The 13,654-nt window shown below is 61.8% G+C and carries 10 protein-coding genes; 4 read left to right on the top strand and 6 right to left on the bottom strand.

Annotated features, from left to right (window positions below):
* Positions 1 to 4 precede the first annotated feature (4 nt).
* Positions 5 to 436 (top strand): polymerase, encoded by a 432-nt coding sequence (locus CTR2_RS11460; RefSeq protein ID WP_087083991.1) that lies wholly within the window; start codon positions 5 to 7, stop codon positions 434 to 436.
* A 79-nt stretch (positions 437 to 515) separates the two neighbouring features.
* Entirely contained in the window at positions 516 to 767 is a 252-nt protein-coding gene (locus CTR2_RS11455; protein ID WP_087084633.1) for a hypothetical protein, read from the top strand.
* A gap of 173 nt (positions 768 to 940) precedes the next feature.
* Here the strand turns inward: CTR2_RS11455 and clpA are convergent, their stop codons facing one another.
* The 3 genes from clpA to dnaE all read right to left on the bottom strand — a co-directional run bounded on the left by clpA (position 941) and on the right by dnaE (position 7,426).
* Positions 941 to 3,265 carry an ATP-dependent Clp protease ATP-binding subunit ClpA gene (gene clpA, locus CTR2_RS11450; protein ID WP_087083992.1) on the bottom strand — a complete coding sequence of 775 codons (2,325 nt, stop codon included), beginning with the start codon at positions 3,263 to 3,265 and terminating at the stop codon, positions 941 to 943.
* A 62-nt stretch (positions 3,266 to 3,327) separates the two neighbouring features.
* Positions 3,328 to 3,693: an ATP-dependent Clp protease adapter ClpS gene (gene clpS / locus CTR2_RS11445; RefSeq protein ID WP_034349666.1), complete on the bottom strand. Its 366-nt coding sequence runs from the start codon at positions 3,691 to 3,693 to the stop codon at positions 3,328 to 3,330.
* 199 nt (positions 3,694 to 3,892) lie between these two features.
* Entirely contained in the window at positions 3,893 to 7,426 is a 3,534-nt protein-coding gene (gene dnaE, locus CTR2_RS11440) for a DNA polymerase III subunit alpha (RefSeq protein ID WP_087083993.1), read from the bottom strand.
* A 239-nt stretch (positions 7,427 to 7,665) separates the two neighbouring features.
* Here dnaE and CTR2_RS11435 point away from each other — a divergent pair, with 239 nt between their 5' ends.
* Positions 7,666 to 8,457: an outer membrane protein assembly factor BamD gene (locus CTR2_RS11435; RefSeq protein ID WP_059440289.1), complete on the top strand. Its 792-nt coding sequence runs from the start codon at positions 7,666 to 7,668 to the stop codon at positions 8,455 to 8,457.
* A 56-nt stretch (positions 8,458 to 8,513) separates the two neighbouring features.
* On the opposite strand, the gene CTR2_RS11430 is transcribed toward CTR2_RS11435, so the two are convergent.
* Complete coding sequence (locus tag CTR2_RS11430) at positions 8,514 to 10,592, bottom strand: DNA repair helicase YoaA (protein WP_087083994.1); 2,079 nt, start codon at positions 10,590 to 10,592, stop codon at positions 8,514 to 8,516.
* 137 nt (positions 10,593 to 10,729) lie between these two features.
* Between CTR2_RS11430 and CTR2_RS11425 the strand changes: the two genes are divergently transcribed.
* Positions 10,730 to 11,503: a PP2C family protein-serine/threonine phosphatase gene (locus CTR2_RS11425; protein WP_087083995.1), complete on the top strand. Its 774-nt coding sequence runs from the start codon at positions 10,730 to 10,732 to the stop codon at positions 11,501 to 11,503.
* Positions 11,504 to 11,609: 106 nt separating this feature from the next.
* Here CTR2_RS11425 and CTR2_RS11420 read toward each other — a convergent pair whose 3' ends face one another.
* Positions 11,610 to 12,371, bottom strand: a complete 762-nt coding sequence (locus CTR2_RS11420; protein ID WP_087083996.1) for a hypothetical protein — start codon at positions 12,369 to 12,371, stop codon at positions 11,610 to 11,612.
* A gap of 67 nt (positions 12,372 to 12,438) precedes the next feature.
* Complete coding sequence (gene zapE / locus CTR2_RS11415) at positions 12,439 to 13,536, bottom strand: cell division protein ZapE (protein WP_087083997.1); 1,098 nt, start codon at positions 13,534 to 13,536, stop codon at positions 12,439 to 12,441.
* Positions 13,537 to 13,654: the final 118 nt, after the last annotated feature.

The following is a 13,654-nucleotide window of genomic DNA, read 5'->3' as shown; positions in this document are numbered from 1 at the left end:
GTCCATGAAGCAGCAGCAACAGCGGCAACCCCGACTCATAGGAGCCACCGGCCTCGGCCTGCTGGTTCTGTCCTATGCGATAGCCCTGCCTTGGCTCGTGCGCGGCGAAGCCGTGGACCTGGTGCCTTTTCTCTGCGCCCTGGTCTTTGGCTGCTGTCTGATCCGTCCCGTCACGCTCTCCTTCGAGCGCGCATCCAAGCGTGCCAAGGCCCTGGCCGTCACGCTCCTGGCCCTGCTTGCCGCCGCCATTGCGACCGCCGTGGCCGGCGGCCATGCTCAAAGCTGGCTCGCACATCTGCGCACAATGCCGCGGTGGCAGGCCAACCACCTCTTCTTTCTGTTCTTCGCCTTGCTGCCGCTGAGCAAGGGCATCGTCGTCGCCGTGCTCAATCTCATCAGCCTGGCCGCGCGCGGTATCAGGGGCAACAAGCCTTAGGCAGGCATCCGTGCCGTTTTCCCGCCGCAACCCGGCATTCATGGCTCCACCATCTATAGTTGCGGCAGAGATGCACATCATGAAAATCCTGGGCCGACTTGTTCTCTCCGTCTTTCTGGCACTGCTTGCCAGCCTCGCCGTGGCGGCGCTTTTCCTGCCGTTTCACAGCATCTTTCTGCCGCCCGACGGGGTCAGCTGCCTGCATGAGAGCCTCTCGGGATGCATGCGCACCCTGGAAATAAGCCTGCTGGTTTACGCCCCCTTGTTCTGCATCATCGGCGTTCTGATCGGCACGCCGATCTTCATGTTGCTGCTGTACCTGCGCGATTGATCAGACCACTCTGCCCGGGGCTTTCATGCGCGGCCCTATCGCGGGCTGCAGGACCAAAGACAAGAGCAAAAACCGGGCGAAGCGGGCCATAAAAAAACCGGCAGTGTCTCCACTGCCGGTTTCTGTTTTCAGCGCCCTTTATGGACGCCGGCGAAAGCCTGCATCAGTCCGCCTCACTCGGCGACGGCCTGCTCGGGCTCGGCCTTGGGGGCGTCCTTGGGCAGCTCGGTAATGGTGAGCTTGACATCACCCTTGCCTTCGTTGCCCGCTTCGTCCCAGTCCACTTCCAGGCGTCCGCCGTTGGTCAGGCGACCGAACAGCAGCTCATCGGCCAGCGAGCGGCGGATGGTGTCCTGGATCAGGCGCTGCATGGGGCGTGCACCCATGAGCGGGTCAAAGCCCTTCTTGGCCAGATGCTTGCGCAGCTCGTCACTGAAGGTGACGTCCACCTTCTTCTCGGCCAGCTGCTGCTCCAGCTGCAGCAGGAACTTGTCGACCACGCGCAGAATGATCTGCTCGTCCAACGGCTTGAAGCTGACGATGGCATCCAGACGGTTGCGGAACTCGGGCGTGAACAGGCGCTTGATATCGCCCATTTCATCACCGGCCTCACGCGGATTCGTGAAGCCGATGGTGGCCTTGTTCATGGTCTCGGCGCCCGCATTCGTGGTCATGATGATGATCACGTTGCGGAAGTCGGCCTTGCGTCCGTTGTTGTCGGTCAGCGTGCCGTGATCCATGACCTGCAGCAGCACGTTGAAGATGTCCGGATGCGCTTTTTCGATTTCATCGAGCAGCAGCACCGAATGCGGCTTCTTGGTCACGGCCTCGGTCAGCAGACCGCCCTGGTCAAAGCCCACATAGCCGGGAGGCGCGCCGATCAGTCGGCTGACCGCATGACGCTCCATGTACTCGGACATGTCGAAGCGGATCAGATCCACGCCCAGGATATAGGCCAGCTGCTTGGCAGCTTCCGTCTTGCCGACGCCCGTGGGGCCGGAGAACAGGAAGGAGCCGATCGGCTTGTCCGGCTTGCCCAGACCCGAGCGCGCCATCTTCACGGCAGACGACAGCACCTCCAGTGCCTTGTCCTGGCCGAAGACCACGCTCTTCAAGTCACGCTCCAGCGTCTGCAGCTTGCTGCGGTCGTCGTTGCTGACGTTGGCCGGCGGAATGCGGGCAATCTTGGCCACGATGGCCTCGATCTCGGCCTTGCCGATGGTCTGCTTGCGCTGGGCTTCGGGAGCAATGCGCTGGGCAGCACCGGCCTCGTCAATCACGTCGATGGCCTTGTCGGGCAGGTGACGGTCGTTGATGTACTTGGCCGACAGCTCGGCCGCCGCCTGCAGGGCTTCCTGCTCATAGGTGATGCTGTGGTGCTCCTCGAAGCGCGACTTCAGGCCCTTGAGGATGTCCACGGTCTCGGCCACGGTAGGCTCGACCACATCCACCTTCTGGAAACGGCGCGACAGGGCCGCGTCTTTTTCGAAGATGCCACGGTATTCCGTGAAGGTGGTCGCGCCGATGCAGCGCAGCTGGCCGCTGGACAGCGCAGGCTTGAGCAGATTGGACGCGTCCAGCGTGCCGCCCGAGGCCGCACCGGCTCCGATCAGCGTGTGGATCTCGTCGATGAACAGGATGGCATGTGGCTTGTCCTTGAGCGACTTGAGCACCCCTTTGAGGCGCTGCTCGAAATCGCCGCGGTACTTGGTGCCGGCCAGCAACGCGCCCATATCCAGCGAGTAGACCACGCCTTCCTTGAGCACCTCGGGCACCGTGCCCTCGGTGATGCGCCAGGCCAGACCCTCGGCAATGGCAGTCTTGCCCACACCGGCCTCACCCACCAGCAGCGGGTTGTTCTTGCGGCGGCGGCAGAGGATCTGGATGGTGCGCTCCACCTCGTACTCGCGCCCGATCAGCGGATCGATCTTGCCTTCCTTGGCGGCCTGGTTCAGGTTCAGTGTGAACTGCTCCAGCGGCGAGGCTTTTTCATTGCGCTCGCCGGCCGCGCCTTCCTCGTTCTCCGAGGGAGATTCGGCCTTGGCAGGCTCGGGCGGTTCGCCCTTCTTGATGCCATGAGCAATGTAGTTGACCACGTCCAGGCGCGTCACGCCCTGCTGGTGCAGGTAGTACACGGCATGGGAGTCCTTTTCGCCGAAGATGGCCACGAGCACATTGGCGCCCGTCACCTCCTTCTTGCCATTGCCTGTGGACTGCACATGCATGATGGCGCGCTGAATCACACGCTGGAATCCCAGCGTGGGCTGCGTATCCACCTCTTCGGTGCCGTCCACCTGCGGTGTGTTGTCCTTGATGAAGTTGGACAGCGATGAACGCAGGTCGTCGATATTGGCCGCGCATGCGCGCAGCACTTCAGCTGCACTGGGGTTGTCCAGCAGGGCGAGCAGCAGATGCTCCACGGTGATGAACTCGTGGCGCTGCTGACGGGCCTCGACAAACGCCATGTGCAAGCTGACTTCCAGTTCTTGAGCGATCATGTGCGACTCCTTTCGGCTTGCTTGGTTGACTCTCTGCTAACTAATCTGAGGGCGGACTGCGCTTATTCAACAGGCTCGAATGTGGCCTGCAGCGGATGACCCGCTTTCTGGGCCGCCTGCAGCACCTGCTCGACTTTTGTCGCCGCCACATCCTGGCTGTAGACGCCGCAGACACCACGGCCGTCCAAATGAATCTTGAGCATGATCTGCGTGGCCGATTCGCGGTCCTTGCCGAACAGCTCCTGCAGCACGGCAATCACGAACTCCATGGGCGTGAAGTCGTCATTGAGCATCACCACCTGATACATGCGTGGCGGCTGCAGCCGCTGGCGGCGCCGTTCAAGCACCAAGGAATCTCCATCGTCAGGCGTTCTGATCGCTGGCGAGACCGGGGGAATTGATGGGAGTTGGGTAGCCATGAAATCCATTCTAGCGAGCCGTTGCAATGTTTTTGCGCTGGCATATGCATAGCATTGTTAGGGATTTCAAGGCGGCCGGAAGCAAATTTGGCAAAACCAAGGGAAATCCATGGAAATCCCTTAACCAGCAAGCGCTCTGCGCTATCAAAAATTCAGGCTCCTATCCGGCATTCGAGTGCAAGCAGCTCGAAAAGGCAGCCCATGCTTTTTATTCATAAACCACTTTGACCTGACCCGCAGCCGCCGAGCCATACCAGGCGGCCAGTGCGGCATCCGACGGATAGAAGCGGCTGCTCTCGCCCAGCGCCAGCTCGCAACTGGCCGAGCCGCGCTCGTCGCGGCATATCAGGTCCAGACGCACCTTCACGCCATGGTTGATATTGCCGCTTTCGGTTTCCTCGACCTTGGCCGGGAACTGGCGCAGCAGCGCCGGCACATTGGGCATCTTCTCCCCGACGCTGACCTGCAGATAGCGCGCAAAACGGCAGCGTGCATCGGCCAGACTCCACATCTGCTGCACCTTCATGCGCAGGCCGCCGCTGAAGCGGTCGGGCTGGAGACGGCCCGAAACCACGACGAACTCGTCCTCCTTGAGCACTTCGGCGCAAGCTGCCATGGTCTTTTCGTCGACCGAGGCCTCGATCACCGCCGATTTGTCGTCCAGCGTGAAGATGCTGAGCTTGCCGCGCTGGCCGTTGATGGTGCGCAGCCCGCCGATGATGCCGGCCATGGTCTGCGGCTCGCGGCTGTCACGCATCTCGCCGATCGGGGTGCGCACGAAGCGGCGCACTTCGGCCTCGACCTCGTCGAACAGATGGCCTGTCAGATAGAAGCCGATGGCCGTTTTTTCCAGCGTCAGCTTTTCCTTGACGCCCCAGGGCAGCACATCGGCCATAGGCGGCTCCGCCGTGCTCGAGCCCAGCGCGTCATCGCCCATCATGTCGAACAGACCACCCTGATCGGCGTTGGCAATCGAGGTGGCAGCAAAGCCGAAGGCCGTGTCCAGCGTCGCCATCAGCGAGGCGCGGTTCATGTCTATCGTGTCAAAGGCGCCACCCTTGATCAGCGCTTCCACCGTCCGCTTGTTGATGCGGCTGCGATCCACACGCAGGCAGAAGTCGAACAGGCTCTTGAACGGCCCCTTCTCGTGGCCGTTGGGGCCTGTGCCCTCGCCGTTGCGCGCAGCCACAATGGCTTCGATGGCCGCCTGCCCTGTCCCCTTGATGGCTCCAAGGCCATAGCGTATGACCTTGTCGGTCACCGGCTCGAAGCGGTGCACGCCGCGGTTCACATCGGGCATCTCGAAAGTGATGCCCATCTTGAGCGCGTCCTCGTACAACACCTTGAGCTTGTCGGTGTTGTCCATTTCCACGGTCATATTGCCGCAGTAGAACTCGGCCGTGTAGTGCACCTTGAGCCAGCCCGTGTGATAGGCCAGCAGGGAGTACGCTGCCGCGTGCGACTTGTTGAAGCCGTAGCCCGCGAACTTCTCCATCAGGTCGAAGACCTCGTCGGCCTTTTCCTCGCTCAGTCCGTTCTTGGCCGCGCCCTCGCGGAAGATGCCCCGGTGCTTGACCATCTCCTCGACTTTTTTCTTGCCCATGGCCCGGCGCAGCAAGTCGGCGCCGCCCAGCGAGTAGCCACCAAGCACCTGGGCGGTCTGCATCACCTGCTCCTGGTAGACCATGATGCCGTAGGTTTCGGCGAGCACCGACTCGACCAGCGGATGCGGATACTCCACGACTTCCTGCCCGTGCTTGCGGGCAATGAAGGTGGGAATCAGGTCCATGGGACCGGGACGGTAAAGAGCGTTCAGCGCAATCAGGTCTTCCAGGCGCGAGGGCTTGGCCTCCTTGAGCATCTGCTGCATGCCGCGTGATTCAAACTGGAAGACGGCTTCGGTCTTGCCATCCGAGAACAGCTTGTAGGTCGGGTAGTCGTCCAGCGGAATGTTCTCGAACTGGAAGTTCTCCTGCCCCTTGTGGCGCTTCATGATGAATTCGCGCGCAATCTCCAGAATCGTCAGCGTGGCCAGACCCAAGAAGTCGAACTTCACCAGGCCCACGGCTTCCACGTCGTCCTTGTCGTACATGGCCACGGCCGAGGTACTGCCAGGCTGCTGGTAGAGCGGGCAGAAATCGGCCAGCCTGCCCGGCGCAATCACCACGCCACCGGCGTGCATGCCGATGTTTCGCGTCATGCCCTCCAGGCTCTGCGCCATCTCGATCAGGGTCTTGACGTCCTCCTCGCGCTCAATGCGCTCGGCCAGAATCGGCTCCTCCTTGATGGCGTAGGTGTATTTGTCGCCTTCCTTGGGCGGATTGGGCGGGTACTTGAGCGTGACATGCAGGCCGGGCTTGTTCGGGATCAGCTTGGAGATGCCGTCGCAGAAGGTGTAGCTCATGTCCAGCACGCGGCCCACGTCGCGGATGGCCGCACGTGCGGCCATGGTGCCGAAGGTGGCGATCTGGCTGACGGCATCACGGCCGTAGCGGTCCTTGACATAGTCGATCACGCGATCGCGGTTCTGCTGACAGAAGTCCACGTCAAAGTCGGGCATGGACACGCGTTCGGGGTTCAGGAAACGCTCGAACAGCAGGTTGTATTCCAGCGGGTCCAGGTCAGTCACCTTGAGCACATAGGCCACCAGCGAGCCGGCACCCGAGCCACGACCCGGCCCCACTGGGCAGCCATTGGCCTTGGCCCACTTGATAAAGTCCGACACGATGAGGAAGTAGCCCGGAAAGCCCATCTTCATGATGGTTCCCAGCTCGAACTCCAGCCGCTCCACATAGCGCGCACGTTGGGCGTCGCGCTTGGCCGCATCGGGATAGAGGTGCACCAGACGCTCCTCCAGCCCCTGGTAGGACTCGTGGCGGAAGAACTCGTCCATGGTCATGCCATCGGGCACGGGGAAGTTGGGGAGTTGCGGGTTGCCCAGCTCCAGCGTCAGGCTGCAGCGGCGGGCAATTTCCACCGTGTTCTCGATCGCGCTCGGAATGTCGGCAAACAGCTGCTCCATTTCGGCAGCGGTCTTGAAATACTGGTCGCGCGTGAACTTGCGCACCCGCTTGGCATTGCCCAGGATCTCGCCTTCGGCGATGCAGACGCGGGCCTCGTGGGCCTCGTAATCGTCGGGCTTGGCATACTGGATCGGGTGGGTCGCGACCACCGGCAGATTCAGACGGCTGGCCAGCTTCACGGCCGCCAGCACATGCGACTCGTCATCGGAGCGGCCCGCGCGCTGCAACTCGATATAGAAGCGGTGCGGGAACATGGTGGCCAGGCGCTGGGCGATCTCGGCCGCGCCTTTTTCATCTCCACGGGTGAGAGCAATGCCCACGGGGCCGGCTTGCGCACCGGACAGCACGATCAGGCCCTCGCCCAGCTCCTGCAACCATTCCCATTTGTGCTGTGCCTGGTCGCGCACCACATTGCGCGTCCAGCCGCGTGCCAGCAGCTCGGCAATATTGTGGTAGCCCTGCTTGCTCTGCACAAGAACGATGATCCGCGAAGGCGGCGCATCGCCCAGCCCTTCGAGCATGATCTCGGCGCCCAGCAGAGGCTTGACGCCCTTGCCACGGCCTTCGCGGTAGAACTTGATGCCGCCAAACAGATTGTTGAAGTCGGTAATGGCCATCGCCACCTGCCCATCTTCGGCAGCGGCCTTGATCATGGCATTGACGCGGGTGGTTCCGTCGACGACGGAGAATTCGGTGTGCAGGCGCAGATGGACAAACATGGCCGCTATTGTAGGAAGAGCGCTTCGTCCCTGCGGACTCAATGCCTCTAGATTCGCTGTGGACGTAGCGTAAAGACGGCAGCAACTCGCCGGCGCGATCCAGCGGCCCATTACAATGCTTCGATCCTTTTTCAGGAAGGTCCGGGCCTGGTGGTGTATGGTGTAGGTTTGCGCCTTGCCGCCAGATGCTACGGGCCTGCCTCCTATTACCGCTAATGATTGTCAGAAAACTGTCCACCATGCCGCGTATTTCACTGACTCTAGTCCCTGCCGTGTTAATCGCCGCCACGCTGGCGGGATGCTCCAGCACCAAGGACGACCCGACGGCCAAGTGGACACCAGAGCGCATCTATACCGAAGCGCGCGATGAATCTTCCTCCGGCGCCTATGACAAGGCCGTGCCGCTGTTTGAAAAGCTCGAAGGTCGTGCCGCCGGCACACCTCTGGCCCAGCAGGCCCAGCTGGAAAAAGCCTACGCCCAGTACAAGGCCGGCGAAAAAGTGCAGGCTCTGGCCACGCTGGACCGTTTCACCAAGCTGCACCCTGCCAGCCCCGCCATGGACTACGCCCTCTACCTCAAGGGCCTGGTCAACTTCAATGACAACCTGGGCATGTTTGGCTGGCTGACCCGCCAGGATCTGTCCGAGCGCGACCAGAAAGCCGCCAAGGATTCGTTTGAGTCCTTCCGCGAACTGGTGACCCGCTTTCCAGATTCCAAGTACTCCGATGATGCCCGCCAGCGCATGCAGTACATCGTGAACTCGCTGGCCCAGTACGAAGTCCATGTCGCCAAGTACTACTACAGCCGAGGCGCCTATGTCGCAGCAATTGCCCGTGCGCAGGCTGCCATCAAGGACTACCAGAACGTGCCTGCGGTGCGCGAAGCCATGGTGATCCTCGTCAAATCCTATGACGCCCTGGGCATGACTCAGCTGCGTGACGACGCCCAGCGCGTGCTGGAGAGCAGCTATGGCACCAACACCGAGCAAAGCGTAGAGAAGAAAAAAGAATCCTGGTGGAAGCTCTGGTAAGCAGCGTTTTCCGCCCGAGGGACAAAAGGATGCGTCAAGCGCATCCTTTTTCATTTCTACGCCTCTGAATCCTGCGCCGGCGCCTGCTCGCCGTCACGCTTGGCGTGTTGCGCCGACAACTGCTCCAGCGCCGCCTCGAACTCCGGCTGACTGCCCAGCACGCGCATGGGAGGCAACGCCGACATCAACTCCGCTCCATAGCCCATAGTCATCAAGCGGCTGTCGCAGATGACCAGCACGCCACGATCGGCTTCGCTGCGGATCAGACGTCCGGCCCCTTGCTTGAGGGCCAGGGCCGCCTCGGGCAGCATGTAATCATGAAACGCCCCTCGCCCCACGCTCTCCAGCAGTCGCGAACGGGCTTCGACCAGGGGGTCATCGGGAGGCGGAAACGGAAGCTTGTCGATCACCACCAGCTGCAGCATGTCGCCGGGCAGGTCCACCCCCTCCCAGAAAGTGGCGGAAGCCACCAGAACAGCTCCTCGTCCGGCGACTGCCCCGGCGGCCATAAAGCGCTGAATCAAGGCCAGCTTGGGCGCCTCGCCCTGTACCAGCACATCGAGATCAGCAAACAGGCCCAGGCTGCTGCGCAGCGATGCGCTGATCGCATGCAGGGCCTTGAGGGTGGTAGTCAGCACCAGGGTGCGGCCGCCTATGCGCTGCGCTGCATCCTGCACCAGTTGGGCGACCTGCTGGCTGTGCTGTGCGCTGCCGGCCGCAACAAAGGGCTGGGGCACATAGACACCGGCTTGCCGATGGTAGTCAAACGGGCTTTCCACCTGCAGCACCTGTGCTCCGCGCAGGCCGCAGGACTCGACAAACCAGCTCAGCTGGGCGTCATTTCCCAATGTGGCCGAGGTGAAAACCCAGGCCTTCTTCCTTGAAGGATCAAGCTCCTCGCCCTGGTCCATGCCGGCATCCTCCAGCGAGCGCTGAAGCAGCCGCTGCTGCATGATGCGGGCAATCGACAGCGGCGACTCCAGCATGCGCAGATACTGAGCCCCGACCTCCAGCCAGCGCACGCATTCATCATCCGCAGGAGCAGCAAAGCGTGCCAGTCGCGCGAGCAACTCTGCGCCGCGCTCATACAGACGCAGCAGCTCTGCCCCTGCCCCCTCCAGGCTTGAGAGTGGAATCAACAGGGCACGTAGGCTCTGCCCCAGCCGCACCAGTGCCGCACGCCATTTCACCGCGTCCAGTCCCTGCGGAGTCACCGCTTGCCACGCAAGCCGCCCTCCGACCGGAGGCTTGCCGGCCTGCAGGCGCAGCTCACGCATGGCCTGCTCCAGCGTGGCACACAGCACCAGCCAGTCAGCCATGCCGCGTGCATGTTCCTGCGTCAGCCTAAGGACATCACGTGCATACCCCACCAACTGCTGACTGGACAGAGCCTCTCCCGCAAACTGCACGCCGATGTCGTTGAGCCGATGGGCTTCATCGATCACCACCACCCCGGTGCTGGGCAAAAGATGAGCCATGCCGCTGTCGCGCACATCGAGGTCAGCAAACAGCAGGTGATGATTGACCACCACTACGTCGGCCTCCAACGCCTGCTGACGCGCCTGATTGACATGGCAGCCCTGCCAGTGCGGGCAGTCAGACCCCATGCAATTGTCCTTGGTGGAGCTCACCAAGGGCATCACAGGGGAGCGCTCATCCAGCGCCGTCAGCTCGGCAAGATCGCCGGTACGCGTGACCCTGGCCCAGCGCTCCACATCGGCCACGGCGCGCAGCACCTGCGGATCCTGAGGAGCCGTACGACCCTGGCGCACACGCTCCAGCCGCTCCGTACACAGATAGGAAGAACGCCCCTTGAGCCTGGCCATGCGCAGAGGCAGGCCCAGACCATGAACCAGGCGTGGAAGATCACGGGCAAACAACTGGTCCTGCAGGGCCTTGGTGGCCGTGGACACCAGCACGCGCTGACCACTGAGCAAAGCAGGCACCAAATAGGCGTAGGTCTTGCCAACACCCGTGCCGGCCTCCACCACCAGCACCCCGCCCTCCTCTATGGCCTGAGCCACCGCCAGCGCCATGCGGGTCTGGCCTGGGCGCGGCGTGAATGCGGGTTCAGCCAGCGAGAGCGCACCTTGCTGCGCAAACACCTGCGCGACCGCCTCCTGCAAATGAGTCAAAACCGTTTCACCTTCCAACAAGCCAAGTCAGCGCAAGCTCACATAAGATCGCCAATATTCGCCAGAGGCCCAGCCCCTGCCCGATAAAATGTAACGCAACGTTAAATCTCGCTCTGCGAGCGCACTCGCACACACTCATGTCACCCAGCTACCGCATTCAGGCGGCCACCGGCATTCATCGCGGTGACCGAGAATACCAGCAGGACCAGGTTCTGCTCATGGCGCATCCCTATGCCAAGGGCTGCATTCTCGGCGTGGTAGCCGATGGCATGGGCGGGCGCAGCGGCGGGAGAAAGGCATCCGATCAGGTCATGCTGACGGCCCGCCAGGTTTTCGAGCGCTTTGAGCCCACCAAGGAAGACTGCACACGCATGCTGCGCACCATTGTGCAGGATGCTCACACCGTCATTCGCCTTACCGCCATAGCCGCGGAACAGGAGCCCCACAGCACCATCGCGGTCTTTGTGGTCCTGCCCGACAGTCGCTGCCACTTCATGCACTCCGGCGATTCACGGCTCTACCATTTTCGCGGCTCCTCCCTCATGCACCGTTCGCTCGATCACTCCTATGTACAGGCACTGGTCGACCGCGGCGAGCTCACCGAAACCGAGGCTCAGCATCACCCACAGTCCAACATCTTGCTGGGCTGCCTGGGAGCCGAGCCGCCGCCGCCCATGAGCCACCACATGATTGAAAAACTGCTGCCGGGCGACAGCTTGATGGCCTGCTCGGACGGCTTGTGGCATTACTTCACCGCACAGGAGCTGGGCACCGTACTTGACGGACTCTCGCCACGCGAAGCCTCGCAATTTCTGATTGAAAAAGCCAGGCGGCGCGCGGCCGGGGGTGGTGACAACCTCTCGCTGGCGATACTCAAGCTGGATACCTCAGCCGCAGCAGCAAACCCTTGAAGAGCTACTCAGTCCAGGCAAGACTGCTGGAGCGCCTTGGAAACAGGCGCTTGCAGCAATGCTTTCGGTAGCACCCTACTTTAGAGCACTGTCGATCCTCAATGTATCAGGGCGCAGGTGCTGGCAGTGGCCCTGCCGTCTGACCGCGCTCCTTGGCCTGCTGCAAAGCCCTGGCTTTGTGCTCGGCTGCAGCCTTTAGCTTGGCTTCATGATCTGCCCTGGCCTTGGCTTCACGCTCGGCTCGCCCCTGATCGGCCTGGGCACGGTTTTTCTCGTGGCGGCGCACATAGTCAGCCTGCTTGCTGGCACGCTGCTGGGCCTCGGTCTGGCGCTGTGCCTGCGCCGCCTGCTCGTCAACCGCAGGCTTGGCACCCGAGCCCGTGGGCTCGGGCTGGCTCTTGCCATTCTTCTCGCGTTGCTGAGACTTCATGGGAACGGCAGCGTTTTCGGCTTTTTTCTCTTCAATGGCCTGCAGCTTGGCCGCCGCCTTTTCCTTGCGCTCCGCGTCGTTGATTTCCAGCTCGCGCGCACGCAGGGGTGCATCTTTTTCACGTGCCGCCCTGCGGGCATCGGCCAGACAACCCTCCACGGCAAATTTCTGGTAGCAGAGCTTTTCGTCAGCCACCCGCTGCTGCTCGATAACGGCGCGCTTGCCGAGAATCTCGCCGCGCTCGGCTTCGCGCTGCTGGTTCAGTTGCTGGCGCGCCTTTTCGGCAACCGACTTCTGCGCCTGCTTGTCGGTCTGCTGCGCCGAATCTGCCTTTACCTGGGCCATGGCCGGCACACAAGCCAGCCAGACGGCGGCCAGAGGCGCCAGTGCAAAGCCTGCAATGCGGCGGCGGATCAGCTGGGCAAGGATAGTGGGCATCGTCATCAACTCAGAACTCGAAGTACAGGCTGGCATCTTAAAGCCGCAGGCAGCTGCCCGCAGGCGATCAGGTCAAGCTGGTGTCCACCACGCGGCGCTCAAGCGCCAGATATTCCTTGGAGCGCATCTCATTCAGACGCGAGACGGTGCGCGGGAACTCGTGAGACAGAGGACCTTCGGTATAGATCTTCTCGGGCGGCACGGCAGCCGACACAATGAGCTTGACATGGCGATCGTAGAGCACGTCCACCAGCAGCGTGAAGCGCCGCGCGGCCGAAGCCATGTTCACATGCAGCTCGGGCACATCGGACAGCAAGATGGTGTGAAACTGCGTGGCAATTTCCAGATAGTCATTTTGCGAGCGCGGGCCGCCGCAGAGTTCGCGGAAGTCAAACCACACGACGCCGCCAGCACGGCGCTTGGCCGCAATCTTGCGGGTTTCGATCTGCATCACCGGCTCTTCGTCATGGGCCTCGGCCAGGCGATCGAAGGTCTCCTGCATCGCGGCATCGGCTTCCGGGCCCAACGGGCAATGATAGAGCTTGGCATCTTCGAGAGTGCGGCGGCGATAGTCAGTGCCGTTGTCCACGTTCACCACTTCCATGCGCTCCTTGAGCAGGGCAATCGCAGGCAGGATCCGGTCGCGGTGCAGGCCACCAGGATAGAGGCCGTCAGGCTCGAAGTTGGAGGTCGTCACAAAGCCCACGCCGTTGGCAAACAGCGACTCGAGCAGCTTGTAGAGAATCATGGCGTCGGTGATGTCGGCGACATGAAACTCGTCAAAACAGATCAGCTTGTACTTCTTGGCGATCTTGGCGCCAAGGGCATCGAGCGGATTCTGCGTGCCTTGCATGAGATGCATCTCACGGTGAACCTCGCGCATGAATTCGTGAAAGTGCAGTCGCACCTTGCGCTTGAGGGGCACTGCATTGAAGAAGCATTCCATCAGAAAGCTCTTGCCGCGCCCCACACCGCCGTACATATAGACGCCCTTGGGCAGATTGGGGTGATTGATCAGTTTCTTGAGAGCATTGGAGCGCTTGCCCTTGTACACGGCCCACTCGTCGGCACAGCGCTGCAACGCATCGACTGCACGCAACTGCGCGGGATCGCTTTTGAAACCCTTGGCGGCCAGTTCCGCCTCGTAGGCTTGTCTTACATTCACCGTCTTGTCTCCAGATGCTCAAAAAACAATAGCTGCTACCGCTTATGCACTAAGCGTTAGCAGCCATTTTGTTCTGAATTCTAAAAGAAACTCAGCCTGCGCGCGGGCACTTCACAGC

This window comes from Comamonas thiooxydans, from assembly GCF_002157685.2.
In the GTDB taxonomy this organism is placed as follows: Bacteria; Pseudomonadota; Gammaproteobacteria; order Burkholderiales; family Burkholderiaceae_C; genus Comamonas; species Comamonas testosteroni_H.
This window is presented reverse-complemented; position numbering and strand designations above follow the sequence as displayed.